Annotated in this window: 26 protein-coding genes and 1 other annotated feature; of the genes, 8 read left to right on the forward strand and 18 right to left on the reverse strand. The window is 57.8% G+C overall.

From position 1 onward, the window contains the following. The first annotated feature begins 12 nt into the window (after positions 1–12). Positions 13–1,392, forward strand: coding sequence for a carbohydrate porin (locus B2Q93_RS09025; protein WP_046886332.1), 1,380 nt, complete (start codon positions 13–15; stop codon positions 1,390–1,392). Positions 1,393–1,544: 152 nt separating this feature from the next. Further along, positions 1,545–2,450, forward strand: coding sequence for an EamA family transporter (locus B2Q93_RS09030; RefSeq protein WP_286932610.1), 906 nt, complete (start codon positions 1,545–1,547; stop codon positions 2,448–2,450). A gap of 102 nt (positions 2,451–2,552) precedes the next feature. Here B2Q93_RS09030 and nepI read toward each other — a convergent pair whose 3' ends face one another. From nepI to ivbL, 9 genes are all read right to left on the reverse strand, one after another. After that, complete coding sequence (gene nepI / locus B2Q93_RS09035) at positions 2,553–3,740, reverse strand: purine ribonucleoside efflux pump NepI (protein ID WP_286932613.1); 1,188 nt, start codon at positions 3,738–3,740, stop codon at positions 2,553–2,555. A 132-nt stretch (positions 3,741–3,872) separates the two neighbouring features. After that, positions 3,873–4,325, reverse strand: a complete 453-nt coding sequence (locus B2Q93_RS09040) for a DUF1198 domain-containing protein (RefSeq protein WP_286932615.1) — start codon at positions 4,323–4,325, stop codon at positions 3,873–3,875. 229 nt (positions 4,326–4,554) lie between these two features. Beyond that, on the reverse strand, positions 4,555–5,952 hold the full coding sequence (gene uhpT / locus B2Q93_RS09045) for a hexose-6-phosphate:phosphate antiporter (RefSeq protein ID WP_286932616.1): 1,398 nt from the start codon (positions 5,950–5,952) through the stop codon (positions 4,555–4,557). 142 nt (positions 5,953–6,094) lie between these two features. Continuing rightward, positions 6,095–7,405: an MFS transporter gene (locus B2Q93_RS09050; protein WP_040077770.1), complete on the reverse strand. Its 1,311-nt coding sequence runs from the start codon at positions 7,403–7,405 to the stop codon at positions 6,095–6,097. Then, the gene (gene uhpB / locus B2Q93_RS09055) at positions 7,398–8,903 is read right to left on the reverse strand and encodes a signal transduction histidine-protein kinase/phosphatase UhpB (protein ID WP_286775674.1); all 1,506 of its coding nucleotides are present in this window, start codon (positions 8,901–8,903) and stop codon (positions 7,398–7,400) included. Before uhpB ends, B2Q93_RS09050 begins: the two co-directional genes overlap by 8 nt. After that, entirely contained in the window at positions 8,900–9,493 is a 594-nt protein-coding gene (gene uhpA / locus B2Q93_RS09060; RefSeq protein ID WP_286932617.1) for a transcriptional regulator UhpA, read from the reverse strand. Before uhpA ends, uhpB begins: the two co-directional genes overlap by 4 nt. Positions 9,494–9,569: 76 nt before the next feature. After that, positions 9,570–9,857, reverse strand: coding sequence for an acetolactate synthase small subunit (gene ilvN, locus B2Q93_RS09065; RefSeq protein WP_040077766.1), 288 nt, complete (start codon positions 9,855–9,857; stop codon positions 9,570–9,572). A 3-nt stretch (positions 9,858–9,860) separates the two neighbouring features. Continuing rightward, positions 9,861–11,549 (reverse strand): acetolactate synthase large subunit, encoded by a 1,689-nt coding sequence (gene ilvB / locus B2Q93_RS09070; protein WP_040077765.1) that lies wholly within the window; start codon positions 11,547–11,549, stop codon positions 9,861–9,863. Positions 11,550–11,663: 114 nt separating this feature from the next. Next, complete coding sequence (gene ivbL / locus B2Q93_RS09075; protein WP_088208941.1) at positions 11,664–11,762, reverse strand: ilvB operon leader peptide IvbL; 99 nt, start codon at positions 11,760–11,762, stop codon at positions 11,664–11,666. Positions 11,763–12,285: 523 nt separating this feature from the next. Here ivbL and tisB point away from each other — a divergent pair. The 4 genes from tisB (at position 12,286) to emrD (ending at position 15,141) form a co-directional block, all read left to right on the forward strand. Further along, the gene (gene tisB / locus B2Q93_RS09080) at positions 12,286–12,375 is read left to right on the forward strand and encodes a type I toxin-antitoxin system toxin TisB (protein WP_040077764.1); all 90 of its coding nucleotides are present in this window, start codon (positions 12,286–12,288) and stop codon (positions 12,373–12,375) included. Positions 12,376–12,439: 64 nt separating this feature from the next. Beyond that, complete coding sequence (locus B2Q93_RS09085) at positions 12,440–12,886, forward strand: GNAT family N-acetyltransferase (protein ID WP_040077762.1); 447 nt, start codon at positions 12,440–12,442, stop codon at positions 12,884–12,886. Positions 12,887–12,948: 62 nt separating this feature from the next. After that, positions 12,949–13,782 (forward strand): EamA family transporter, encoded by an 834-nt coding sequence (locus B2Q93_RS09090; protein ID WP_286932620.1) that lies wholly within the window; start codon positions 12,949–12,951, stop codon positions 13,780–13,782. A gap of 174 nt (positions 13,783–13,956) precedes the next feature. Continuing rightward, the gene (gene emrD / locus B2Q93_RS09095; protein ID WP_286932622.1) at positions 13,957–15,141 is read left to right on the forward strand and encodes a multidrug efflux MFS transporter EmrD; all 1,185 of its coding nucleotides are present in this window, start codon (positions 13,957–13,959) and stop codon (positions 15,139–15,141) included. Here emrD and B2Q93_RS09100 read toward each other — a convergent pair. Then, a complete protein-coding gene (locus tag B2Q93_RS09100; protein WP_286932623.1) occupies positions 15,044–16,132 on the reverse strand; it encodes a cellulase family glycosylhydrolase in 1,089 nt (362 codons plus the stop codon). The two genes, emrD and B2Q93_RS09100, sit on opposite strands and share 98 nt — an antisense overlap. Before the next feature lie 98 nt (positions 16,133–16,230). Between B2Q93_RS09100 and dsdA the strand changes: the two genes are divergently transcribed. Next, positions 16,231–17,520 (forward strand): D-serine ammonia-lyase, encoded by a 1,290-nt coding sequence (gene dsdA, locus B2Q93_RS09105; RefSeq protein ID WP_286932625.1) that lies wholly within the window; start codon positions 16,231–16,233, stop codon positions 17,518–17,520. Here dsdA and B2Q93_RS09110 read toward each other — a convergent pair. The 5 genes from B2Q93_RS09110 to ibpA all read right to left on the reverse strand — a co-directional run bounded on the left by B2Q93_RS09110 (position 17,504) and on the right by ibpA (position 21,061). Then, a complete protein-coding gene (locus B2Q93_RS09110) occupies positions 17,504–17,851 on the reverse strand; it encodes a DUF202 domain-containing protein (RefSeq protein WP_040077756.1) in 348 nt (115 codons plus the stop codon). The genes dsdA and B2Q93_RS09110 overlap by 17 nt on opposite strands. Continuing rightward, positions 17,841–18,188, reverse strand: coding sequence for a YidH family protein (locus B2Q93_RS09115; RefSeq protein WP_286932626.1), 348 nt, complete (start codon positions 18,186–18,188; stop codon positions 17,841–17,843). The genes B2Q93_RS09110 and B2Q93_RS09115 overlap by 11 nt, the downstream gene beginning before the upstream one ends. Before the next feature lie 58 nt (positions 18,189–18,246). Then, positions 18,247–19,908, reverse strand: coding sequence for a putative transporter (locus B2Q93_RS09120; RefSeq protein ID WP_286932627.1), 1,662 nt, complete (start codon positions 19,906–19,908; stop codon positions 18,247–18,249). Positions 19,909–20,085: 177 nt separating this feature from the next. Continuing rightward, entirely contained in the window at positions 20,086–20,514 is a 429-nt protein-coding gene (gene ibpB, locus B2Q93_RS09125) for a small heat shock chaperone IbpB (protein WP_040077752.1), read from the reverse strand. Positions 20,515–20,650: 136 nt separating this feature from the next. Next, the gene (gene ibpA / locus B2Q93_RS09130; protein ID WP_040077751.1) at positions 20,651–21,061 is read right to left on the reverse strand and encodes a small heat shock chaperone IbpA; all 411 of its coding nucleotides are present in this window, start codon (positions 21,059–21,061) and stop codon (positions 20,651–20,653) included. Further along, positions 21,055–21,128, reverse strand: a sequence feature (ROSE (Repression Of Heat Shock gene Expression) occurs in the 5'-region of heat shock genes and acts as an RNA thermometer to modulate expression.). It overlaps the preceding gene by 7 nt. 244 nt (positions 21,129–21,372) lie before the next feature. Between ibpA and B2Q93_RS09135 the strand changes: the two genes are divergently transcribed. Further along, the gene (locus tag B2Q93_RS09135) at positions 21,373–21,705 is read left to right on the forward strand and encodes a YceK/YidQ family lipoprotein (RefSeq protein WP_040077750.1); all 333 of its coding nucleotides are present in this window, start codon (positions 21,373–21,375) and stop codon (positions 21,703–21,705) included. On the opposite strand, the gene B2Q93_RS09140 is transcribed toward B2Q93_RS09135, so the two are convergent. The 3 genes from B2Q93_RS09140 to B2Q93_RS09150 are packed head-to-tail and all read right to left on the reverse strand — an operon-like array spanning position 21,706 to position 25,262. Next, on the reverse strand, positions 21,706–22,932 hold the full coding sequence (locus B2Q93_RS09140) for a DUF3748 domain-containing protein (protein ID WP_286932629.1): 1,227 nt from the start codon (positions 22,930–22,932) through the stop codon (positions 21,706–21,708). It abuts the gene before it with no gap. Between the two features lie 60 nt (positions 22,933–22,992). Further along, the gene (locus B2Q93_RS09145; protein WP_046886347.1) at positions 22,993–23,937 is read right to left on the reverse strand and encodes a 2-hydroxyacid dehydrogenase; all 945 of its coding nucleotides are present in this window, start codon (positions 23,935–23,937) and stop codon (positions 22,993–22,995) included. 14 nt (positions 23,938–23,951) lie between these two features. Next, positions 23,952–25,262 carry an MFS transporter gene (locus B2Q93_RS09150; protein WP_046886348.1) on the reverse strand — a complete coding sequence of 437 codons (1,311 nt, stop codon included), beginning with the start codon at positions 25,260–25,262 and terminating at the stop codon, positions 23,952–23,954. Positions 25,263–25,271 lie beyond the last annotated feature (9 nt).

The raw sequence follows: 25,271 nt of genomic DNA on the forward strand, positions 1-25,271 counted from the left end.
ATTGAGATAACCATGAACACAATTAAAAAACTTCCATTAACAATGGCGGTTATCGCCGCGCTTTGCCCAATTTCTGTACTCGCACAGGAGTTCACTCAAGAGCAAATCGACGCCATTGTGGCCAAAGCGGTGGATAAAGCCCTGGCAGAACGTCAGGCAAAAATGGATGCTGCGGTGGCGAAAAAAGCCGACGTGGTCACCGAGCCGCAAAGCGCGGCGCAGTCGCCGGATATGGCTATTCCGTTCGGGGTTAAATTTACCGGTTATGCCCGCTATGGCGCCCATTTCCAGGCCGCCGATCAAAAATACGTAGCGGTGGATGGCTCCTATAACGGTGCGTCGGCGATTGGTCGTCTGGGTAACGAAGGCAACGGCGGTGAATTCCAGCTCTCCAAAGCCTTTAAAGGCGATAACGGCGCCATCTGGGACATCAACGTGATGATCGACCACTGGGGCGACGAAGTTAACCTGAAAAAAGCCTATGCGGGCGTCACCAACATCATGGCGTCCAACCCGAACGCCTACTTCTGGGCCGGTCGTGACTTCCACCAGCGTCCGCAGCAGGGTATCAACGACTACTTCTGGATGAACCACGATGGCCAGGGCGCCGGGGTGAAGAACTTCGACATTGGCGGCGTGCAGTTTGACGTGGCGACCGTGGCGGCCGTGGAATCCTGTAGCCCGGAAGTAATGGAAGACGAAGCGAACCCATCGCGCATCACCTGTACCGGCGGTTCCGGCACGGGCGACAAAGGTAACTACGCGGCCACCTCTAAAATCCACGGCATGAAGCTCGGCCCGATCGACCTGGAGCTGTATGCCAACTACGGCTTTGACTCGAAAGCGATCGACAGTGAAGAGCGTCTGAAGGCCTGGCAGGGTGGCGTGGTGCTGAGCCACACCAACGACAGCGGCGTGAACAAAGTGATTGCCCGTTACTCTGATAACTCGGATAACAGCGTCTTCAACAAGACCGAGGATCTGACCACGGTCTACGCCAGCTTCGAAGGGCTGCATAAATTCACCCAGGCCACCCAGGTGGAGTACATCCTCGCCTTCCACGACTATGACAATAGCCGCGACGGCACCGATAACCGCAAGAACTACAACGCCATTGTCCGACCAATGCACTGGTGGAACGACGTCCACTCGACCTGGCTGGAAGCGGGCTGGCAGCACGTTGATTACGACAACGGCGGTGATAACAAAGGCTGGAAACTGACCCTGTCGCAGAACATGTCTATCGCCATGGGGCCAGAGTTCCGTCCGATGCTGCGCTTCTACGTCACCGGCGGCAAGGTGGATAACGAACGTACCGCCCGCGTGAACGGTACCCAGGACGAGACGCTTGACGATTTCAACGTCGGCGCCATGTGGGAAGCCTGGTTCTAAGGTAAATGCAAAACGGCAACGCCATGTTGCCGTTTTTAGTCTTTGCCCCCTCTCCCTGTGGGAGAGNNGGGCCGGGGTGAGGGCATCAGACCGCACCAAACCCACCAATCCTCATGTTATGCTACAAAAAAACCAACATAACAGGGGAGAACATGGGTTCCACACGTAAAGGGATGCTCAACGTCCTGATCGCCGCCGTTTTATGGGGAAGTTCAGGCGTTTGCGCGCAGTACATCATGGAGAAAAGCCACATCTCTTCACCTTATCTGACCATGGTTCGCCTGCTGTTTACCGGGGTGATCCTGCTGACGCTCTCCTTCGTTCACGGCGACAAAATTTTCTCGGTCATCAAAAACCGCAAGGACGCCATCAGCCTGCTATTTTTCTCGCTGGTCGGCGCGCTCACCGTGCAGCTCACCTTCCTGCTGACGATTGAAAAATCCAACGCTGCCACCGCCACCGTGCTGCAGTTCCTGTCGCCAACAATTATCGTGGCGTGGTTCGCGCTGGCGCGGAAAAAGCGCCCCGGCCTGTTTGTGTTATCCGCGATATTCACGTCGCTTGTCGGCACCTTCCTGCTGGTGACGCACGGCGACCCGACGTCGCTCTCAATCTCGCCTGCCGCGCTGTTCTTCGGCATCGCCTCGGCCTTTGCTGCGGCGTTCTATACCACCTACCCGTCAACGCTGATCGCCCGCTACGGTACGCTGCCGATCGTCGGCTGGAGTATGTTGATTGCGGGACTGATGCTGACGCCGTTCTACGCGGGGCGCGGCACCACCTTTGCGTTCGACGGTAGCCTGCTGCTGGCGTTCTTCTATCTGGTGGTGATCGGTACGGCGCTGACGTTCAGCCTGTATCTGAAAGGGGCACAGATGATCGGCGGGCCAAAGGCGAGCATCCTGAGCTGTGCCGAACCGCTGAGTAGTGCATTGCTGTCGGTGATCCTGCTGGGCGTGGCCTTCACCCTGCCGGACTGGCTGGGCACGCTGCTGATTGTCTCGTCGGTGGTGCTGATTTCGATGGATTCGAGAAGACGGGTTCAGACATCAGCCTGATATCCCGTCACCCTAACCCTCTCCCCAGAGGGGCGAGGGGATTACCCGGTGCGGTCTTTTCACCCTCGCCCCTTTGGGGAGAGGGCCGGGGTGAGGGGTAATTTACGACTTTGCCCTCACCTTCGCTGCCACCAGCAGCGCCGTCAACAGCATCAGCGTACCGGAAATTACCAGCGGTGAGGTCAGCCCCAGATGGTCGAGCGCCACCCCGCCCACCGCCGCGCCGCAGGTGTTCGCCAGCTGGATCACCGCTACCTGAATCGACCCCGCTTTTTCCGCCTGATCGGCCAGCGAGCGGGTGATCCACGTCGACCAGCCCACCGGCACCAGCGCAAAGGCGAAGCCCCAGATAATGGCGATCGCCGAGGCGACCCACTTGTCGCTGCCCCACAGAATCAGCACGGCGGCGCTGATCGCCAGCACCAGCGGCGCACCGGCCAGCGCCACTTTGAGGGAGCGTTTCAGGAACTGCGCCGACAGCGAGGTGCCGACAAAGCTGGCAATACCGAAGCTCAGCAGCACCAGCGTCAGGCCATCCACGTCAAAGCCGGCCATGGTCATAAACACCGGACGGATGTAGGTGAAGAAGGCAAACTGCCCGGCAAAAGCCATAAAGATAGCGGTCATCCCCGCCAGCACGCCCGGACGTTTCAACAGCGTAAACATGTTCTGTTTGTGATGCGCCGCTTCACCCGGCAGCGACGGTAGCGCTTTCCATACCCAGACAATGCAGAGCAGACCCATCACCGCCGCGGCGTTAAAGACATTACGCCAGCCGATGATCCCGCCGAGAAAACTGCCCAGCGGCGCGGCAATCACCAGCGCGATGGAGACCGCGCCGAAAATCACCGACAGCGCTTTAGGCACCGTGCGGGCGGGCACCAGGCGCATGGTGAGCGAAGCGGACATCGCCCAGAAGCCGCCGAGCCCTAACCCCAGACAGGCGCGCCCGAGCAAAAGCAGGCTAAAGCTATTGGCGAAGGAGACCAGCAGGCAGGATGCCGTCAGCAGCACACTGAAGAGAATGACCACTTTGCGGCGGTCGATGGTGCCAATTGCCTGGGTAATAAAGAGGCTGGCGAACATCGCCACAAAGGCGGTGACGGTAACGGACTGCCCCGCCACACCTTCCGAAATACCCAGATCCTGCGCCATCGGCGTCAGCAGGCTGACCGGCAGAAACTCAACGGTAATCAGGCAGGCCACGCAGAACGCCACCGAGAAAACCGCCGACCAGTTAGGCCGGGCGACCTCTTTAGCATGGGGAGCGGGCTGAATATGTTCTGTCATGACGTCACCTGAAGATAAAAATGTGCGGAAAAGTCGCGCAGTTTATCATCAAAAGTGTGACGAATTTAACGTTTCGACAACTTTTGCCGGGGTTTGCCGGATGACGTGGTGCTGGCAACGGCCTGCAAGGCCTCAGTGAAGATAAAACACGCCCTCTTCCGGCAGGAAAAGTTGGTTATAGCGCAGCTGGAAGGCGTTCAGCTCCTGCGGATCGGGGTCCATTTCGCGCATAAAGCCAAGGGCCAGGCGGACCTGCGCATCGGTGAGCGGTGCGGCGAGACGGGCTTTACGCAGCAGACGGTGCCAGCTGAGCAGATTTTGTTCACTGCCATCAATAATACACACCTGCCAGATCAACAGCACCTGGGCCGCGTTTTGCAGATGCGCCTCGTCCGGGCGCTCGAGGTAGCGGATAAACTCATTTCCGGACGTTTTACCAAACTGGTCAATCATCGACTCGACCGTCACCAGCGAAATGCCCAGACGTTCACTTAAACGTTTGATGGCGCGGCGAGAATCGGAGGTCAGGATACGAAATCCTATGACAAACACGACTATGAGGGTCGCCAGCATTATCCAGATCATGAGTTCTCCTAAGTAACAGCCGCTCATAATATCGGGAAAAGCAGCGTGGTCGCCAGCAGACAACGTCATATAAGTGAACTGAAATTACGTAGAAAACCGCGGCCCTTCGATCGCGCTTCGCACCGGGCGAGGCGAGCATGGGGTCAAATTGCACACCAGAGGCGCTACAGCCTTACCGACAAACCAAAAAAGCCCGGCATCACACCGGGCAAAGAGGTCACCTGCACACTCAGGCTGCTTTCAATTTCTGTTTCTGCGCACGATTCTCACGGCGGATCTTACGTTCTTCCAGCACCGCGACCATCGCCATCAGGACGATACAGCCGATGGCGGCGGCGTCCAGCGCGGCGAAGGTGCCTGCCCAGCCGGTGAGGCCAAAGACCGGCGTGCCGTCGGCAATCATCCCCAGACCGAGCTTGGCGAAGCTGTCGCCGATCAGGTAAGCGAAGGTGCCCTTAATCCCATCGGCGGCGCCGATCGCTTTTTTCGGCACAAAACCGACCGCCGCCACGCCAATCAGCAGCTGCGGACCAAACACCAGGAAGCCGAGCGCGAACAGAGAGGCAAGGTACACATACTGGTTGCTGGCGTGCTGGTATACGCCGAGCGTGGCGATAATCAACGCCAGCGCAACGCAGGCCACCAGCGCACGACGCCCATTGGCGAGGTCAGAGAGCCAGCCCCACAGCAGCGTGCCGACCAGCGCACCCACTTCAAACAGGGTAAAGCCCTGAATCGCCACTTCTTTCGAGAGTTTCAGCTCCTGGAAGGCGTACACGGTTGACCACTGGTCGATACCGATGCGCACCACGTACAGGAAGATGTTCGAGAAGCATAGCAGCCAGATCACCTTGTTTTTCAACACGTACTCAACAAAGATCTGCCATTTGGTCATCTCGTTTTCTTCGGTCTCTTTATCCTCTTCGCTGATCTCCTCACCGAACAGCTCTTCGGCTTTGCCGAGGCCGTAGGATTCCGGGGAGTCGCTGCCGAAGCGCAGGCCGATAAAGCCGACGATCAGGGCGATAATCGACGGGAAGATAAACATACCGATGACGTGACCGTCGAACAGATAGTTGGCGCCGAACAGCGCCACGCCTGCCGCGCCCGCTCCGCCGAGGTTGTGGGAGATGTTCCACATGCCGAGGTACGAGCCACGCTTGCGGCGCGGGGTCCATTTGGTGATGGTCGAGTAGCTGCACGACCCGCCGGTACTCTGGAAGAAGCCGCTCAGGGCGTAGAAAGCGATCATCAGGAACAGGCTGATGGAGCCTGAACCCATGCTGGCGCTGAAGCCAAGCATACAGATGGCGGAGAGGATCAGCATAAACGGCAGGAACTGCTTGGTGTTTTTGCCGTCCGCGTAGTACGACACCAGCGTTTTCCCCACGCCGTAGGTGATGGAGAAGCCCAGGCCAATCATCCCCAGCTGCGTCATGCTCAGCCCGTAGGTTGAGATCATGTCGTTCTGCGCGATGTTAAAGTTCTTGCGGATCAGGTACATGGTCAGGTAGCCGATAAAGACCACCAGGTAAGACTGCATGAAGGGTTTGAACCACATTTTGCGCCGCACATCGAGCGGCAGATCCAGGGTCGGCTTGCGCACCTGGTTAAGGAAGGCCAGCATGGGTTGCTCCTGAGCTGATTTTTATACCTGCGAATGGCAGGCATTGTAAAAATCAGCCGGGCGCGACGCCTGAGACAGCGTCCAGGTGAAACCGGGAAAATTTCTTAGTTTTGCGCCACTCGGTGCCAAAAGGTGAGGCGCGTCACGCTTCGCGCGGAGCCTGGGCGTGCAAAAACGGCAGCAACAACAGAGCAGAGATCCCCGCCGCGATGGCGATCACCGCGAAGAAGCCGCTCCAGTGCCAGACGTCGATCACCCATGCCAGCGGCCAGCCAGAGAGCGATGCGCCGAGGTAGGCAAAGAGTCCGACGAAGCCCGTCGCCGCGCCTGCCGCCTCTTTATGCGAGCACTCCGCCGCCGCCATGCCGATCAGCATCTGTGGGCCAAAGACGAAGAAGCCGATGGTGAAGAAGCACGCCGCCTGCATCACATAGCTGGCAAAAGGCATCAGCCACAGCGAGCCAACGGAGAGCAAAATGCCAGCGGCGAAAATCAGGTTCATCGGCCCGCGGTTGCCATTAAATAGCTTGTCCGATCCCCAGCCCGCCACCAGCGCGCCGATAAACCCGCCCAGTTCGAACATGGTGACCGCCGAGTTGGCGGTGACCAGATCGACGCCGAGCGTCTCGGACATGTACAGGTTGCCCCAGTCGTTGATCGCCGCGCGCACCACATACACCAGCACGTAGCACAGCGATAACAGCCAGATGTAGGGATTTTTCAGCACATATTTCGTCAGAATCGCTTTGTGCGTCAGCCCCGCCCCCTCCTGCTGCTGGGCGATCTCCATCTCGTCATGCCGCCAGTCGCCAACGGGGGGAAGCCCGACGGTCTGGGGCTTATCGCGCAGGCGCCAGCAGAGGAACAGCCCGGCAAGGATGGCAAGCCCGCCCGCAATCATCATTCCCGCACGCCAGCCGTAGTGCAGCGCCGCCGCGCCCACCACGATGGGGATCAGCGCCCCGCCGACGTTATGCGCCGTGTTCCAGATTGCCCACCAGCCGCCGCGCTCATTGCGTGAGTACCAGGTGGTGAGCAGGCGGGCGCACACCGGTGCCCCCCAGCCCTGGAAAAAGGCGTTCAGGGCCCACAGCAGGGCAAACGCCCACAGGGAGGTGGAGAAGCCGAACAGGATGTTCACCACGCCGGTGGCGATCAGCCCCGTGCCCATGAAGTAGCGGGCGTTAGAGCGGTCGCTGACGATACCGGAGAAGAACTTCGACAGGCCGTAGCTGATGTAAAACAGCGTCGCCAGCAGGCCGATATCGGTGCGGGTCATCACGCCGCTGGCGAGGATTTCCGGCGCGGCGGCGTTAAAGCTTTTGCGGGTGAAGTAAAACAGCGCATAGCCGAGCCAGATAGTGATCAGGATATGGCGCCGCCAGTAGCGGTACCGGGCGTCGATGTCGGCCTGGTTGCCGACGGGCGCGGCATTGGCGGGGGTGTTAAACATGGTGACTCCGTAGCGGCAAACTGGCGCTGACGCGCGTGCCGTGCGTGCAGGAGAGGGTCAGGGTACCGCCCAGCGCCACGACGCGCTCGCGCATCCCCGCCAGGCCAAAGCCCTGCTGGCCGGAGCCCGGCGGCAGGCCGCAGCCATCGTCTTCAATAATCAACATCAGGCGGTCTTCCTGCTGCCAGCCCTGCAGCGTAACCGCGCTGGCGTTGGCGTGTTTCACCACGTTGTTTAGCCCCTCCTGGCAGACGCGGAACAGCGTGACGCGCTGGCCTTCGCTCAGCGTCCGTTCATCAATATTCCAGTCGAGATGGCTGACGATGCCCCGGCTTTCCAGCTCCATTTCGCGCATCAGGGAGCGCACCGCCTGCTCAAGCGAAAGGTCGTCGAGCTGGCGCGGGCGCAGTCTGCCGAGCAGGCGGCGCACGGAATCGTACACCCCCAGCGACAACTGCTCGATATGCGCCCCGCCCTGCTTCACGCCTGCGTTTTCCGCCGCCAGACGCTGGACAATGCCCGCCTGGGTGCGGATAGCGGTGATGGTCTGGCCGATGTCATCGTGCAGCTCGCGGGCCACTTCCTGGCGCACGCTCTCTTCGGTCTCCAGCAGACGCTCTGCCAGAAGCCGGTTGCGCGCCAGCTCGGTTTGCAGGGACTGATTCAGTTCGCGCAGACGCTGGATACCCGCCCCCAGCAGCAGCCCGGTCAGGCTCTGGGCCAGCAGCGAGAGCAGCAAATCAACGGGGTGATCGTGCCATGTCTGGCTGGCGATCAGCGCGATGGCGTTCATCAGGGTCGCGATCAGCGCCCCCTGCCAGCCATAGTGCCAGGCGAGGGCGATAATCGGCAGCGCCAGACAAAACGGCGTAAAGCGGGAAAGCTCGGCGGGCAGGCCAAGCTGCAGCCACAGGCTCAGAACAAACAGCAGCAGATACCAGATAAGATGCCGGGCGCGCCAGTTTACCGGCTGGGAGACCAGCGCCGGGCCGAGCGGCTGCCAGACGGTGCTGGTGAGGTAATGCCAGATAACCAGACAGGTGGGGGCCAGCGTCAGGCCGCCGGTGAGGGTCAACAGCAGAGCGTTCAGCATCTCTTGCTCGCCGAGCCACGGCAATGACTGTAACAGCGCGGCGGCCATCAGCGCCGTGCCTTGCCACAGCAGCGTGCGCCAGTCCCGCTGATGGCGATAGCGCGAGATCAGCGTGACTGGAAGAAGCGTCAGCACACTCCCGATCATCAATAATGGCAGATGGGCCAGCGCCACTTCCTGCGCCAGCCAGAACAGCATCAGCCACTCCGCGCCCAGCAGCACCGGCCAGTAGCCGCGCGGGCATTGCAGCATCAGTCCAAGACGCAGGCCGAACGGGAACAGCAGCACTGCCAGTTCGGGGCGTTCAACCAGATGCAGGCTAATACTCCACAGGCAGAACCAGGCGGCGGAGAAGATAAAAAAGCTGGCAACGACGGCGATCAGCCGCGAAAACACCGGGTTCATTGCCAGTTATCAAACATACGCCGGGCCAGCTCAACGTCGTTACTGACGCCCAGTTTTTCCATCAGGTTTGCCCGGTGAACGTGCACGGTCTTTGGCGATAGATCCAATTCAGCGGCAATTTCTTTAACCGACATTCCCTGGGCGAGTTTCTCTGCCACCTGGCGTTCACGCTTTGTGAGCGGATCCTGGCGTCCGGTCGCCAGCTTGACGGCGATATCCGGGGTTAAATAACAGCCGCCGGCGGCAACGGTGCGTACGGCGGCAATCAGTTCGTCCGGACTACAGCGTTTTGAGAGGAACCCACGCGCCCCCGCGTTAAGCGCCTGCTCCACCAGCGCCGGGCTGTCGTGAACCGACAGCATGATGGTCGCCATCCCTTTCGGCAGTTGGCTTAACAGTTCAAGACCGGAGAGATCCGGCATGGAGATATCGCAGATACAGACCTGCACCCCGCGCCCCGGCAGGCCTGCCAGCGCCTCACGGCCAGAGCCAAATTCCGCAACAACCTGGAAATCGGCCTCCAGACTCAGCAACTGGGCGAAGCCGGAGCGGACGATAAGATGGTCGTCGATGAGGGCAATGGTGGTCATGTGCGTTCCTGGCGGGCGGATAAAAAAACGCGCTTACCTTAACGATAAGCGCGCGGGCGTTCAAGCAATGAGCGATTTATTCGAAGAAGACCGCAATTTTGTTAAACATGGTGGGATCGGACTGGTTACGCACCACTTTGGTCACATCTTCCAGCTTATCAATCTGCGCCATCATCTGCTCCAGGCGCTGGTCATCGTTGACCAGTAGCCAGATGCGGCTGTGTTCACTGCCCAGAATTGGCAAACAAAGAATGCCTTCCACGTTGAATGCGCGGCGGGCAAACAGCCCGCAGACGTGGGTCATCACCCCCGGGTGGTTGCGGACGGTAAGTTCGAGAATGACGTTGTCGTGTTGTTTCTGCATGGCTTATTCCCCCACCATTTCTGTATTGGCCGCACCGGGTGGGACCATCGGATAGACTTTTTGTTGCGCGTCGATACGCACGTGGATCAGCGCCGGGCCAGGGCGGGAAATCGCCTCCTGCAGGGCGGCGTGCGCATCGGCTTCGGCATTCAAATCGCAAGTGTGCAGACCAAACCCGGCGGCAATCTGCATAAAATTAATCATCCCCGGATAGGTCGCCGCAAAGACGCCCTGCTTGTAAAACAGACTCTGCTGTTGGTGTACCAGCCCCAGCGCTTCGTTATTCATCAGAATAATTTTCACGTCTAACTGGTTTTCCGCCGCGGTCGCCATCTCCTGAATATTCATCATCAGGCTGCCATCGCCGGAGAAGCAGATCACTTTGCGATCCGGGTTGGCCAGCGCCGCCCCCACCGCCGCAGGCAGGCCAAAGCCCATGGTGCCCAGGCCGCCAGAGGTGAGCCACTGACGGGGACGGTTCAATGGATAGGCTTGCGCAGTCCACATCTGATGCTGGCCCACGTCGGTGGTGATAATGGCGCTGTCGTCCACGCAGGCGGCCACGGCATTGATCAGGCCATAGTGGCTCAGCGGATCGCCGCCGGTTGGGATGGCACCCGGGAACTCCTGTTGTAAATCGGCCACCAGCTGGTGCCACTCCGCACGCGGGGCCGCCTCAATTTGCGGCGTCAACTGGGCCAGCACCTCACCCACATCCCCCTGAATGGCCACGTGCGGCTGCTTAATTTTACCCAGCTCGGCGCGGTCGATATCCACGTGAATGATTTTCGCGTTCGGGCAGAACTGCTCGGTTTTACCAATCGCCCGGTCATCAAAACGGGCCCCGAGCACAATCAGTAAATCCGCCTCTTGCAGGATGTAGTTGGTACTGCGCGCGCCGTGCATCCCCAGCATGCCCAGCGACAGCGGGTGCGCTTTTGGCAACATACCCAGCGCCATCAGCGTCATGGTGGTGGGTAATTGCGCCTTTTCGGCCAGCTCGCGCACCGCCTCCGGCGCGTTGATCACCCCGCCGCCCAGATAGAGTACCGGGCGTTTGGCGGCGTTAATCATGGCCGCGGCATCACGCACGCTCTCTGCGCTGAATTCTGGCGCAGGGGCGCGATCGCCCGGCTCTGGCAGGACATCGATGTCGATCTCTGCGGTCTGGACATCCTTAGGAATGTCTATCCACACCGGGCCTGGGCGGCCGGACTGCGCAATGCGGAACGCATCGCTGATAACCTGTGGAAGCTCGGCGATATCGCGAACTAAGTAGTTATGTTTGGTGATGGGGATAGAGATGCCGTAGGTATCTACCTCCTGAAAGGCGTCGGTGCCGATCATGGACGAGGGGACCTGGCCAGTAATGCAGATCAGGGGGATAGAATCGAGACGCGCATCGGCGATGGCGGTGACCAGGTTAGTGGCCCCCGGGCCGCTACAGGCCATACAGACCGCCGGTTTACCCTGGGTACGCGCCATGCCCTGGGCGATAAAACCCGCACCCTGTTCGTGGCGTGCCAGCACGTGGCGGATTTTGCTGCTCTGGCTTAACGCATCATACAGCGGGAGTACCGTGCCGCCAGGGATACCCGCTACCGTGGTGATGCCCTGCCGTTCCAGTAAATGAACGATTAACTGCGCGCCCGTAAAACGCGTCTTGTTGGATGTTGTGCCCGAACTTGCCATGCTCCAGTCCTTTTATTCTGATCTGAGCCGACTTTCCGGGAGAGGGTCGCTAAAACGAAAAACCCCGCCCGGTTTGCGCCGGCGGGGTTTTGGATTCGTGTGTTGATCCAGTCCCTACGGCGCATTGCCGACGACGACCACCACACGCACGACGACCACTGCGGCGGGTTGCGCAGTTTTTAGTAGGGTCGCGGTGAACAGGGATGGAGTCATGAGGAACCTGTGTTTGGAATCATTGATAGAATTTATACAACCACAGGTTTTAAGGCGTGACAATGGAAAAATAGATATCCGCATAAAAATGCGTCAGGGATCACGTTTCGTTTGTTGCGCCGTGAAAACAAAAAACCCCGCCTAAGCGAGGTTTTTATCAGGGTTTTGCGGTTGGTTTCCGCAGAACACACTGTGTTACGTCAACGGCAAAAGTATACGCGATCGAAGACGAACGCGCAATTTCTGGCACGGATTTTGACGTTTTTGAGTATGGACCGCCTTCTGATTTTTGTCCATAAAATACTGTTCATACATACAGTATTTATCTATACTGAGTCTGTTCGCAGTGAGCGAGGGGGCCGCAGTTCTACCGGCGCAACGACGTCCTGGCTGAAACGGGTGGTGCCGTCAGTGCCTTAACCCCCTGAAGTGAGCACACTGTGTTACGTCAATCCAGGTGCTGGTAACAGGCGGCGGAAAGGTACGCCAGCATCGTGCTCCTTTTTACCAAAAGGAGACGCGTATGAGCGTAGTGGATATGGTTGTACTTATCCTCAAACTCATTGTTGCAGCACTGCAACTGCTTGATGCTGTCCTGAAATACACTCGGTAATTCAGGTTCAAGTCGCACCTGAGAGGGGCGGGAAACCGCCCCTCTTTAATAACGAGGGAATGCTATGTCGCGTCTGTTAATTGAGCCTGTCACCCCGGACGAACCGGGATATATCGCCCTGAAGGCGGAGAGTATTGCGCTACGTTTCAATATGCTGCGCAGGCTGGAAGAGAACTGGCAGCGGGGTGAGAATCGCTTTAACGCACCGGGCGAAAAGCTGCTGGGTGCGTTTCTTAACGGCAAGTTGGTGGGCGTGTGCGGCTTAAACCGCGATCCCTTTAGCCAGCAGCCCCGTGCGGGGCGTATTCGCCACCTTTACGTCAGCGAGAAGTGCCGGGGGCTGGGTATCGGGAAGCAGCTTTTGACCGTCGTAATGGCCGATGCCAGCATCTGGTTTGATTTTCTGAATACCCATGCACCGGACACCGCGTACGGATTTTATCATCGGGCTGGTTTTACGCTGGTCTGCGACGAACCCCGGGTGACGCACCGCCTTTTCTGTGCGGTATAACCGCCTGGCAGGCTCAGGGTGTGAATGTTACAGTTAGATGACAATTCATCACCCGATACGCTATGACCCTCACCGTTTTCTGCATTCTGTTGTTTGCCGCTCTGCTGCATGCCAGCTGGAATGCCATCGTCAAAGCCGGAACGGACAAACTCTACTCCGCGATCGGCGTGAGCGGCTCTGCCGCGCTTATCGCTCTGGTAATACTCCCTTTCTCTCCGCAACCCTCTGCTGCCAGCTGGCCGTTTTTGGTCGTCTCTTGCGCGCTGCAGGTGGTGTACACGGTGTTGGTAGCCAAGACCTATCAGGTCTCTGATATGAGCCAGACCTACCCGCTTATGCGCGGCACGGCGCCGCTGCTGGTGGCGCTAATCAGCGTGCTGGCGCTGAGGGATAGCCTCTCAGGGCTGGCCTGGTCCGGCATCGGGGTGATCTGCCTGTCGATTCTTGCCATGGCGATGAACGGTCGCATGCGGTCGCGTACAGGGATCGGGCTGGCGTTGCTGAATGCCTGTTTTATTGCCGGTTACACCCTGGTGGACGGCACCGGCGTGCGTCTGTCTGATACCGCGCTGGGCTATACGCTCTGGACCTTTCTGATGAACGGCTTCTGCCTGCTCGCCTGGGCGATGGTGGCCCGCCGCCGGGAAGCCACCCGTTATCTGTGCCTGCACTGGAAAAAAGGGTTGCTCGGTGGCGTGGGCACGCTGGGATCCTACGGTCTGGCGTTATGGGCGATGACCCAGGCACCGCTTGCCGTCGTTGCTGCCCTGCGCGAAACCTCGATACTCTTCGGGGCGCTTATCGCCTTTGTGCTTTTAAAAGAAAAGGTTGCCGGTTTACGCATCGCTGCGGCGCTGGGTATAGCAGGCGGAGCCATGCTGCTTCGCCTGGCATAAATTCATGGCAACATTCGTTGCCGCCCATGTTTACAAATCCTGCCTGACCCGGTTTTTCCATTCCTTATCGCAATGCTTAAATTGTCATCTCATTGTGGTAGATTCCTCGCGCATTTATGGGAATGCGCAGTCACTTATTCTTTCTTTTATCTTTAAGCAAACATATTCAGCGACATGAAAAAGCAACGGAACGTTAATTTATTGTTGATGCTGGTGTTACTGGTGGCCGTCGGGCAGATGGCGCAAACCATCTACATACCGGCGATTGCCGATATGGCAAAGGAACTGAATGTCCGCGAGGGCGCAGTACAGAGCGTAATGGCGGCCTACCTGCTGACCTATGGCGTATCGCAGCTCTTCTACGGGCCGCTCTCTGATCGGGTCGGGCGTCGTCCGGTGATCCTGGTGGGCATGACCATTTTTATGGTCGCGACCGTGATAGCGATCGCGACCCATAGCCTGACCGTCCTGATCGCCGCCAGCGCCCTGCAGGGTGTCGGAACCGGCGTCGGTGGAGTGATGGCGCGCACCTTACCGCGCGATATGTATCAGGGCACCCAGCTACGTCATGCTAACAGCCTGCTGAATATGGGCATTCTGGTCAGTCCGCTACTGGCACCGCTGATTGGCGGCCTGCTGGATACGGTGTGGTCCTGGCGCGCCTGCTACGCCTTCTTGCTGGTGCTGTGCGTGATAGTCACCTTCAGCATGGCGCGCTGGATGCCGGAAACGCGTCCAGTGGATGCGCCACGCACCAAACTTCTCACCAGCTATAAGACGCTGTTCGGCAACGGCGCGTTTACTTGCTATCTGCTGATGCTGATCGGTGGCCTGGCGGGTATCGCGGTGTTTGAAGCCTGTTCCGGGGTGCTGCTGGGTGCGGGGCTTGGCCTGAGCAGCATGTTGGTAAGTATTCTGTTTATTTTGCCGATCCCGGCGGCGTTCTTCGGCGCCTGGTTCGCGGGTCGCCCCAACAAGCGTTTCTCCACGCTGATGTGGCAGTCCGTTATCAGCTGTCTGCTGGCGGGGCTGATGATGTGGATCCCAGGGCTGTTTGGCGTGATGACCGTCTGGACGCTACTCATCCCGGCGGCGCTGTTCTTCTTCGGGGCGGGAATGCTGTTCCCGCTCGCCACCAGCGGCGCGATGGAGCCGTTTCCGTTTCTGGCAGGCACCGCCGGCGCGCTGGTCGGCGGCTTGCAGAACATCGGTTCTGGCGTGCTGGCCTGGCTTTCCGCCATGATGCCGCAAACCGGACAGGCTAGTTTAGGTTTGCTGATGACGCTGATGGGGCTGCTGATTTTGCTGTGCTGGCTGCCGCTGGCGTCGCGCGTGCCGCATCACGAGCAGCCGGTTTAACCCCATGATGGCCCGACTTCTCGTCGGGCTTTTCACAGCGCGGGGCTATCATCGTTTGCAATAACGGCTCTGATGAGGGTCGCCACGCCCCCTCTTCTCCGTCGTAGAATTGATTATCCGCATTTATGGCATAGGGTATTTTTGCCTTTTGCAGTTCACAGGCCATAAAGGTAGCAAAGGCCAGCTGCGAGGCCGTCGGCGTAGAGTTGATGGTCTCCCCTACCGTCCAGCCCCCTACCCAGCTGCTGTGCCCGGTTTTTTGCTGCCAGCGCAGGGCCGCGCTTATCCGCCCATGAATCGCCGCCTTTTCGGCCGCCGTGCCGGAGGTCCAGGGGTATTTGCCGTTACTCTTCAGCGGCCCCCAGGGAAAGATGTGCCACTCTGCCAGTACATAGCCCTGGCTGTGGGCCGGTAATTTCAGGCCGGGAAGATCCTCAGGCGCGGCCCGCAGACGCGGGGCGATAAAAATCATCCGCTGCGGGTCGATGCCATGAATGGCTTTGATGGTTTTTTCGTAGACACGATTAAGCGCAGTGAGGTTATGGTTGAGCTTTTCGGCAGGCTCATAAATCAGATCAAAACCCAGCAGCGGAGAACTCTGGCCGAAATAGCGGGCTACCGCTATCCACCAGTTCACTACCGCTTTCTCATTTTCCGGCTTGGGGTCGCTTTTCCAGGCATCCACCTGATAAGTGATAATCGGGATCACGCCGTACTGCTCGCACGCCTCCACCAGCTTACGCAGATGAATCAGCCGCGCCTCGGTGGGTGCCCCTGCAACGCGGATACGCACATGGCTTAGTCCTTTAGCGTGAAAGTCACGCACCACCAGCGGGTCAAATTCGCGTATACCACGCTCGGTACGCGCCCAGTCAACATCCATTCCCACGCCCAACTGCTGAGCATAACGTGCCGCCGTCAGCGGCGGCTCCGCGGCGGCGGCCCAGCCAGAAGCGCACAATAAGAGGGTGGCCATTAAGGGTCTTAACACGATCAACCTTGCGAAAAAATCGAAAGTAATAAGCCGTATTTAGCACGCTTTTTGCCATTTCGTGTAGAGTCAGAATGAACTAATTTCTGAGACAGATTATGAATAACGACGCCGTTAACACGCTGACCGCCAAATTCCCCCTGGTTGCCGATCTGATCGCCCTAAAAGAGCTCACCTGGCTTAACCCGCGCGCCACAACCCTTGCGCAAGGCTTGCCTTATGTCGGGCTGACCCAGGACGACGTCAACGACGCGCATGCCCGCCTTTGCCGCTTCGCGCCATATCTGGCGAAAGCCTTCCCGGAAACGGCAGCAGCGGGCGGAATTATCGAATCCGAGCTGGTCGCGATCCCGGCGATGCAAACGCGGCTGGCGAGCGAAACGGGTGTCGGGATCCCCGGCACGCTGCTGCTAAAAAAAGACAGCCATCTGCCCATCTCCGGCTCCATTAAAGCCCGCGGCGGCATCTATGAGGTGCTGACGCATGCGGAAAAACTGGCGCTGGAAGCAGGCTTGCTGAACCTCAATGACGACTACAGCATCTTGCTGGAGCCCCGCTTTAAGGCGTTCTTTAGTCAGTACAGCATTGCGGTGGGCTCCACCGGCAACCTCGGGATGTCCATCGGCATGATGAGCGCCCGCCTCGGTTTTAAGGTGACGGTGCATATGTCTGCCGATGCCCGCGAATGGAAGAAAGCCAAACTACGCAGCCACGGCGTGATCGTTGTGGAATATGAGCAGGACTACGGCGTGGCGGTTGAACAGGGACGAAAAGCGGCCGAAAACGACCCAAACTGTTTCTTTATTGACGATGAAAACTCCCGCACCCTGTTCCTGGGCTATGCGGTAGCGGGCGAGCGCCTGAAGGCCCAGTTTGCCGAACAGGGCCGCGTGGTCGATGCTCAACATCCGCTGTATGTTTACCTGCCGTGCGGCGTTGGCGGGGGCCCCGGCGGCGTGGCGTTTGGTCTGAAGCTGGCTTTTGGTGATAACGTCCACTGCTTCTTCGCCGAGCCGACGCACTCCCCGTGCATGCTGCTGGGGGTCTACACCGGACTGCACGACGACATTGCGGTGCAGGATCTCGGTATCGATAACGTGACGGCGGCAGACGGACTGGCGGTAGGTCGGGCCTCTGGCTTCGTAGGGCGCGCGATGGAGCGGTTACTGGACGGATTCTATACCCTGTCCGATCAGAGCATGTATGACATGCTCGGCTGGCTGGCGCAGGCGGAAAATATTCGTCTGGAGCCGTCGGCGCTGGCGGGTATGGCCGGCCCGGTGCGTTTCAAAGCCGATGCACAGGCCACCCATCTGGTCTGGGCGACTGGCGGCGGCATGGTCCCGGAAGAGGAGATGGCGACATATCTGGCTAAAGGGAAAAAATAACCTCCAGGTGCGTCACCGCAAACAGCAGAGAGAGCGACAGCACCGCAAGCGCGATCAAGAGTTTATCCCGGACGGCTTTCGGCTGTACGAATTCATCCTGCGTGACGTCCATCAGGTTACGGCTGCGGGTATAACGCCATAACATAAGGGCCACCAGCGCCAGCACCACCAGTGAGATCCAGAACGGCAGGCCGGTACGGTGCCAGTTGTGTTTAATCGCCAGCGCAATCAGAGCGCCGTACCCCAGCAGCGTTCGCAGCCAGGCGAGTGATGTCCGCTCCGGCTGCAGGCCGGGGTCCGCTTCGCGTCGCGCTTTGCGGCTATCCGCCATAGAAAACCAGCACCATCACGACGCCTGCCACCGTCAGCAGAATCGCGCTGATGATGAATAACCCGCGCGTATAGGGCAGATCCTGCTTGAGTCGCATCGCCTTCTCATTACGCAGCCAGCGCAGGTAGCCGTAGATGGCCAGCACGCCCGCGAGCAGGCACAGCAGCAGCGCCAGCACTTCACGGATCAGCGGCGTGGCAAAATCAGGCGCCAGCTGGTCAAGACCCACCCCGGCGGCCAGAAAGCCCAGTGCGGTACGGATCCACGCTAAGAAAGTGCGTTCATTAGCCAGAGAGAAGCGGTAGTCCGGCGCTTCGCCGAGGCGGGAAATTTTCATCAAGAGTCCTTGTCGTGCTACGGCCTGGCTTCAGCATAGCCTAATGCGGGCAGCGTTGTTAACCCGCTCCCCAGAACAGCACCGCCAGTAGCTGCGGGGTGATAATGCGCAGGAACATCACCAGCGGATAGACCGTGGCGTAAGACAGCGCCGCCGCGCCGCTGGTGGCATGCAGGTTGTTAGCAAAGGCCAGCGCAGGGGGATCGGTCATGGAGCCAGCCAACATACCGCAGACCGTCAGGTAGTTCATTCTGGCGAACATTCGCGCCAGGATCCCCATGGTGAGAAGCGGGATAGCCGTGATAACGATCCCGTAGCCAATCCAGCTCATCCCTTCGCCCTTGACCAGGGTAGCGATAAAATCCCCACCGGATTTCAGCCCGACCACGGCCAGAAAGAGCACGATCCCCAGCTCGCGCAGCGCCAGGTTGGCGCTCGGCGGCATAAACCAGTAAAGCTTGCCGATACAACCGATGCGCCCGAGGATCAGCGCCATAATCAGCGGCCCGCCCGCCAGCCCCAGCTTGAGCGCTACCGGGAAGCCCGGCACGTACAGCGGAATGGAGCCCAGCAGCACGCCCAGGCCAATACCGATAAAGACCGGTAGCATCTGTACCTGCTGCAGTTTTTGCTGGGCGTTGCCCACCATATCCGCCACGGCATCGATAGAGGATGGGCGCCCAACCAGGTTGAGGATATCCCCAAACTGCAGGCTGGCGTCCTGGCTGGCAACCAGCTCAACCCCGGCGCGATTAAGCCGCGAGATCACCACGTCATACCGCTCTTTTACCTGCAGATCGCGGATTTTCTTTCCAAGAACATGCTCGTTGGTGACGACGACGCGCTCTACGCGCATATCGGTGCCGCGGGTGGAAAGCGAGGTATCGACCTCCTTGCCAATGACCAGCTGCGCATTGTGCAGATCGTCAGGCTGACCAACCAGGTGCAGCAAATCTCCGGTATGGATCACCGTGCCCGGTGACGGCACCATCAGTATCTCTTCCCGCTTCAGGCGCGAGCAGACCACATTTACGCTGTTCAGAATCGGCACATCCTGAATCGCCAGCTTATTGAGATTGGGGTTGTCGACACGAATATTGATGGTTTTGATGGGCATATGGCCGTTGGTATGCGCGGTTTCGTGCGCCTTCGCCTCCTCTTCGACGTTGATACGAAACAGCACCCGTACCAGCCACATAGAGAGCAGAATACCGCAGATGCCAAACGGATAAGCCATGGCGTAACTCATCCCCATCTGGTCGACAATGCCGGGCTCGATCCCCAAATCACGCAGAATTTGCTGGCCCGCCCCGAGCGCCGGCGTATTGGTGACCGCGCCGGAGAAAATACCCAGTACCACCGGCAGAGGGATAGCAAAGATTTTGTGCAGTATGGCGGTAACCAGCCCGCCCATCACCACGATACCAAGGGCAAAGAGGTTTAGCCGTAGCCCGGAGACGCGCAGGGAGGCGAAAAATCCCGGACCGACCTGAATACCGATGGTGTAGACGAAGAGGATCAGGCCGAACTCCTGGATGAAGTGGAGCATATCGGCGCTGAGCACCAGGCCAAACTGGTCGGCAAAATGGCCAACAAAAATGCCGCCGAACAGGACCCCGCCAATCCCAAACCCGACGCCACGGATTTTGATGTTGCCAATCCACAGTCCTACTACTGCGACCAGGGCCAACACGCTGACGGTTAACGCGATATCACTCATGATCCACTCCCTGTGCATAACCTTAGTTATGGTGGGGATTCTCTCAGAGCCGGTGGCGGTTGTATGGGCGATGGCGCACAAAAAAACCGAAGGTAAAAGCAAAACGGTCACCCGAAGGTGACCGTTTTTAGTGTTTGCGCCCTCCCCCTGTGGGAGAAGGCATCAGCCCGCATACTGTTAGCTGTTTAACGCAGGGCGTTCGCTAATGGCGATACGCTGCGGAGCGATTGCTTCCGGCACGTTGCGGGTCAGGTCGATATGCAGCAGACCGTTGGTATAGGTCGCACCAGAGACTTCCATATGGTCCGCCAGCGTAAAGCTCAGGCTGAACGGCTGCGTCACCAGACCCTGATGCAGCCACTTCGTCTCGGTTTCTTGTTTTTCCGGGGTACCTTTCACCGTCAGGCGCGTTCCTTCAAGCTGGATATCCAGATCGTCCTGGCGGAATCCGGCTACCGCAAGGGTGATGCGATAGTGGTTATCGTCGCTTTTTTCGATATTGTACGGCGGAAATGTCTGTTGCTCGGTGGTGCTTTGCAGGGCGTTAGCCAGTTTGTCAAAACCAATCCACTGACGCAGCAGGGGGGATAAATCGTAGTTACGCATACTAAATCTCCTTCTGAGAAGCGAGTTCGGCACAGTCTAATTTTGTGCGCAGTTGTTCCTGCAAATCCTTACGGATTCGCCTATGCTCCCGGTTCGGCAAGCAATTCTGAGTGGGCCGCGATGGCGACCCGTCTAATTAGTTGATTTCGATACGACGCGGTTTTTTCTCTTCCGGAATCACACGTTCCAGTTCGATAAACAGCAGGCCGTTGACCAGATTTGCGCCTTTAACGTGAATGTTCTCAGCAAGCTGGAACTTGCGTTCAAAGTTACGCTCGGCGATGCCCTGATAGAGGTAGGTACGCTCTTTCTGTTCGGCCGCATGCGAGCCTTTCACCAGCAGCAGATTATCCTGGGCGGTGATCTCCAGTTCGCTCTCTGCAAAACCGGCGACGGCAATGGCGATGCGGTAGTGGTTTTCGTCAACCAGTTCAACATTGTAAGGAGGGTAGCCGTTGCTCTGGCTCTGGTTATTTTCTAAATGGTTGAACAGGCGGTCAAAACCAATTGCAGAACGGTATAGCGGGGAGAGATCGAAATTACGCATAAGTTAAAACTCCTGAAATCAGCGAGAAATTGTAGCCTTCCACCATGGACAGGCTGCGGTATCCCAAACACCCATCAGGCGCGTTTGTTCATGGACACATCTCTAAAATGGGTCTGATTTCGATCATTTCAAGCGGATCCTGAACAGTTTTTTTTGCACTTTACTGTCACTGGCTTAGACTGGGATGGCAGCACAAAGGGTTAAATTGCGATGGCTGCCACAGAGCGGCGCTTTTCAACTGTTCAATTTGCATATGGCCCGTTATAAACCGGGTTGCTGGTTCATATCGCGCCATTGATGATGACAAACTGATGATGAAAAATGTTCTGATAAAGTTGACGACGTTCAGCGCGGTGGTGTTGCTTTGCGGATGTTCAAGCGTGATGTCGCACACCGGCGGTAAAGAAGGGACCTATCCCGGCACGCGAGCCAGTGCCACAATGTTGTCAGATGATGACACCAACTGGGGCACCAAATCTCTGGTGATTCTGGATATGCCATTTACGGCGGTATTCGATACGCTTCTGCTGCCCTGGGATTTCTTCCGTACGGACAGCTCCGTGCGCTCGCGCGTTGAAAAAAGCGAGCAGGAGACGCTGGCCACCAACTCGGTTATTCCCCCTGCGGCCATGCCCGTGCGCTGATCAGCGCCCGGTTTCAGTGATCCACAGCTGGCGGAAGCCCTCCGCCTCTTCCATCCAGGCGATATAATGCCCATTCGGTGAAAAGACCACGGCATCCGCAGAAGGCGGATTGCCGTGATCGGACGTCAAAAACGTCACGCTCCCCGTCGCCGCATCGCAGTATGCAAGACGATTTTCCAGTACAAATCCCAGCCCGTTGCCGGACGGGTGCCAGTTGAAGGCCGACTGAATATCGCTGCGGTTAGCGGTTAACTGGCGCGGCTCGCCGCCCTCGGGTGAGAGAAGCCAGAGTTGCACCACTCCCTGGTTATCGCGCATTAAAAAGGCAATCTGCGTACCTTGCGGATTGCTACGCACCCAGTGGCGCGGCGCGTTCACAAGCCCCGGGTACGCGTTCTGATGCGTAAAGGTTAACCGACGCTGCACCACGCCCGCCGGAGGTGCCGGCAGGGTCTCTGGCGTACCCTGTAGCGGTGCATCCCCGGCGTGCTTCCAGCCCTGCTCATCTTTCGGTAAATCAATAATAAAGAGCTCCGGCACCTTGTCGCCTTTCTCAGACAGGGTATCGCCAATAAACGCCAGCGCATGGTTCCCAACCCAGCCCTCTTCATAGGCGCGATTGATCGCATCGCTGCCTGGCGGCGGGTTCGGCGTCGTGCGAGTGACCAGCACGCTCCAGAAGGTGCCCGCATATTCCCGGGGATGCGTAGCCGGTGGGTTCACGGGACCGAAAGGCGCGGCGACCCCCACGTTGCGCAAATCAAGCGCTGGGTCGCGCTCGTGCAGAACATGGTCGTTATAGGTGAAGCTGACGAACTGCCCGTTCGGGCTAAAGACATGGACATGGCTGCCGCCGCGCAGTGCGCCGGGCGTGTAGGGGGCGGTGATATCCATCGCATCGAGATTAACCACCCGATCATTGTGCGCAACCACGCCCTGGCGATGGTGGAAATCGTACTGCCAGTCGGCATCCGGGTTTTCCGGGCCATGGATAAAGACATATTTGTCTTCTGCAGGATGAACGGTCACCACCCCGGCATGCGCGCCGTTTGTGGCGCGATAAATCACCTCAACCTCGCCCGTACTGATATTTACCCGCTCGATGGTTTCACCGGTGAACGATGCGCCGGATGGGCGTACGTCAAAGGCCAGCCACTGGCTATCTGGCGTCCAGGTGTTGATATTGGTGAGCTGGTGATGGCGGGAAGCGAAGGTGACTTGTTTCATGAACGAATAAACTCTGAAGCGACAGTTGCGCTTCAGAGTAATGGATCTGCCGGAAAATGACTACGCGTCCAGCTCAGGGATGGGGGTTACCAGACGCTTATTGCTAGCCCAACCCGAAACATTTTCCAGCACTAACCGGGACATCGCCTCTCTGGTGCTCCAGGTCGCGCTGGCCATATGTGGCGTCACCACCACGTTAGCGCGCTGGAGCAACGCTTGCGGAACGTCCGGCTCGCGACTGAACACATCCAGTCCGGCCCCGGCGATGGTGCCCTGTTCAATCGCGTTAATCAGCGCGGGCTCATCCACTACGCTACCACGCGAAATGTTGATCAATATTCCTTTCTCACCCAGCGCCGCGAGAACCCGGCCATCAATCAGCGCCTGGTTTTTTGCACTACCCGGCGTACATATCATCAAGAAATCACTTTCTGCCGCCAGGGAGGCAATGTCCTCAATTCGGGTATAATTTAGCCCCGGGATAACTTTGCTATCGCTATAAGCAATTTGCATGGCAAAGCCTTCACAACGTTGTGCGATGGCCTGGCCAATTCTCCCCATACCCACAATGCCGACTCGCGCCCCCGAGACCTTGTGTGTCCACGGATATCCTCCCTGATGCCAGCTTCCCGCCTCAATAAACTTCTGAGCAGAAACGATCTGACGCGATGTCGCCAGCATGAGCCCCATCGCCAAATCGGCAACATCGTCCGTTAACACGCCCGGCGTATGGCTGACGGCCACATGATGATCCGCCGCAGCCGCCACATCGACACCGTCGTATCCCACGCCAAAAACAGCAATCAGTTCCAGAGAAGGCAGGCTTGCGATCAACTGGCGCGTGACGACGGCCTCACCGTTAGTAATCATCACGGTAAATTGTCCGGCCAGGTCCGCGAATGCCTCCTCGCTAAGCGCCGCATATTCATAAACGTCGTAACGTTTTTCCAGTTCTGCCGTTAGCTGGTCAGGCAGGGAGGCTTGTTTCAAAACTTTCAATTTCATCGTTATCCGTTCACTTATAAAGAAGAGGAGGCTGACTGCTTGAGCGATGTGCTTTTACCCGGGCGAGAGACGGCGATACCGATAATCCCCCCTAGTATCAGCGCAATGGCCACAATCAGCAGGCCGTAGTGATAGCTGTTGGTCAGATCCTTAATCTTGCCTAAAACAGGCGGCAGGCCTAATCCAACGAAATTGGCAATCGTATTAATAAATGCAATAGAGGCAGCCGCGGCAACGCCGGCCAGTTTTTCTGTTGTCACTGCCCAGAAAACAGGGGTTAGGGCAAAGTTAAAACCGACCGTCAGCACCAGCAGAATATAGGAGACCAGCAGGTTACCCGAATAAATAGCGGCCCCGAGCGATATTCCGGCGAGAATTAAAGGTAACCCCATATGTAAGGATCGCTCTTTCGTTACATCGGAATGGCGACCATTCAAATACATAAACAGGCAGGCAAAAATAAACGGCACCGCAGAGAGCAAGCTGATTACAAAATTACTTTGCTCGCTGGCAATACTTTTAAGAATCAGCGGTAAAAATAGCGTAATACCGATAGAGCCGAAGGCCTGTAAAAACCAAACCAGACTCAGTAACAGCACCACTTTGTTTTTTAGCGCGCTCAGCCAGGAGTGGTTTTCATTCACCGTCACACTTCGGTTATCTTCCGCTAACTGAGCAATTAACCACTCCTTTTCAGACCCCGATAACCAGTGGGCTTTCTCAGGCGTAGAGGGCAGTAACCCTAAAACCATCACCCCCAGGATAATGGCCGGAATGCCTTCAATGGCGAACAACCAACGCCAGCCGGCGATGTCAGCAATGCCGTGCATATTGAGAATGGATCCCGAGATAGGCAGGCCGATGATGGAGGCCAGTACGGAGCCCATATAGAAGAATGACATCGCGCGGGCGCGGTTGCTCTTAGGGAACCAGCAGGAGATATAGTAAATAATACCGGGCGTAAACCCTGCCTCCGCCATGCCCAACAGAAAACGCATGACATAGAGCTGAGTAGGTGTTTGTACCAGCGACATCCCGGCGCTGATAATACCCCAGGTGATCATTATCCTGGCGATCCAGATACGCGCCCCGACGCGCGTCATAATAATGTTACTGGGAATTTCAAAAATAATGTAGGAGATATAGAACATGCCCACGCCAAGGCCATACATACTGGCTGTGAGACCTAAATCCGCATTCATTTGTAAGGCGGCAATAGAAATATTCGTTTTATCAAGATTGGCGACAAAATAACAAATGATGACGAAGGGAATTATTTTGCTATTTAGTTTTTTGAGTGTAGAAGTATAGAGTGCAATGCTCATCGATTATTA

The organism is Leclercia sp. UBA5958 (assembly GCF_002430365.1).
Classification (GTDB): domain Bacteria; phylum Pseudomonadota; class Gammaproteobacteria; order Enterobacterales; family Enterobacteriaceae; genus Enterobacter; species Enterobacter pneumoniae.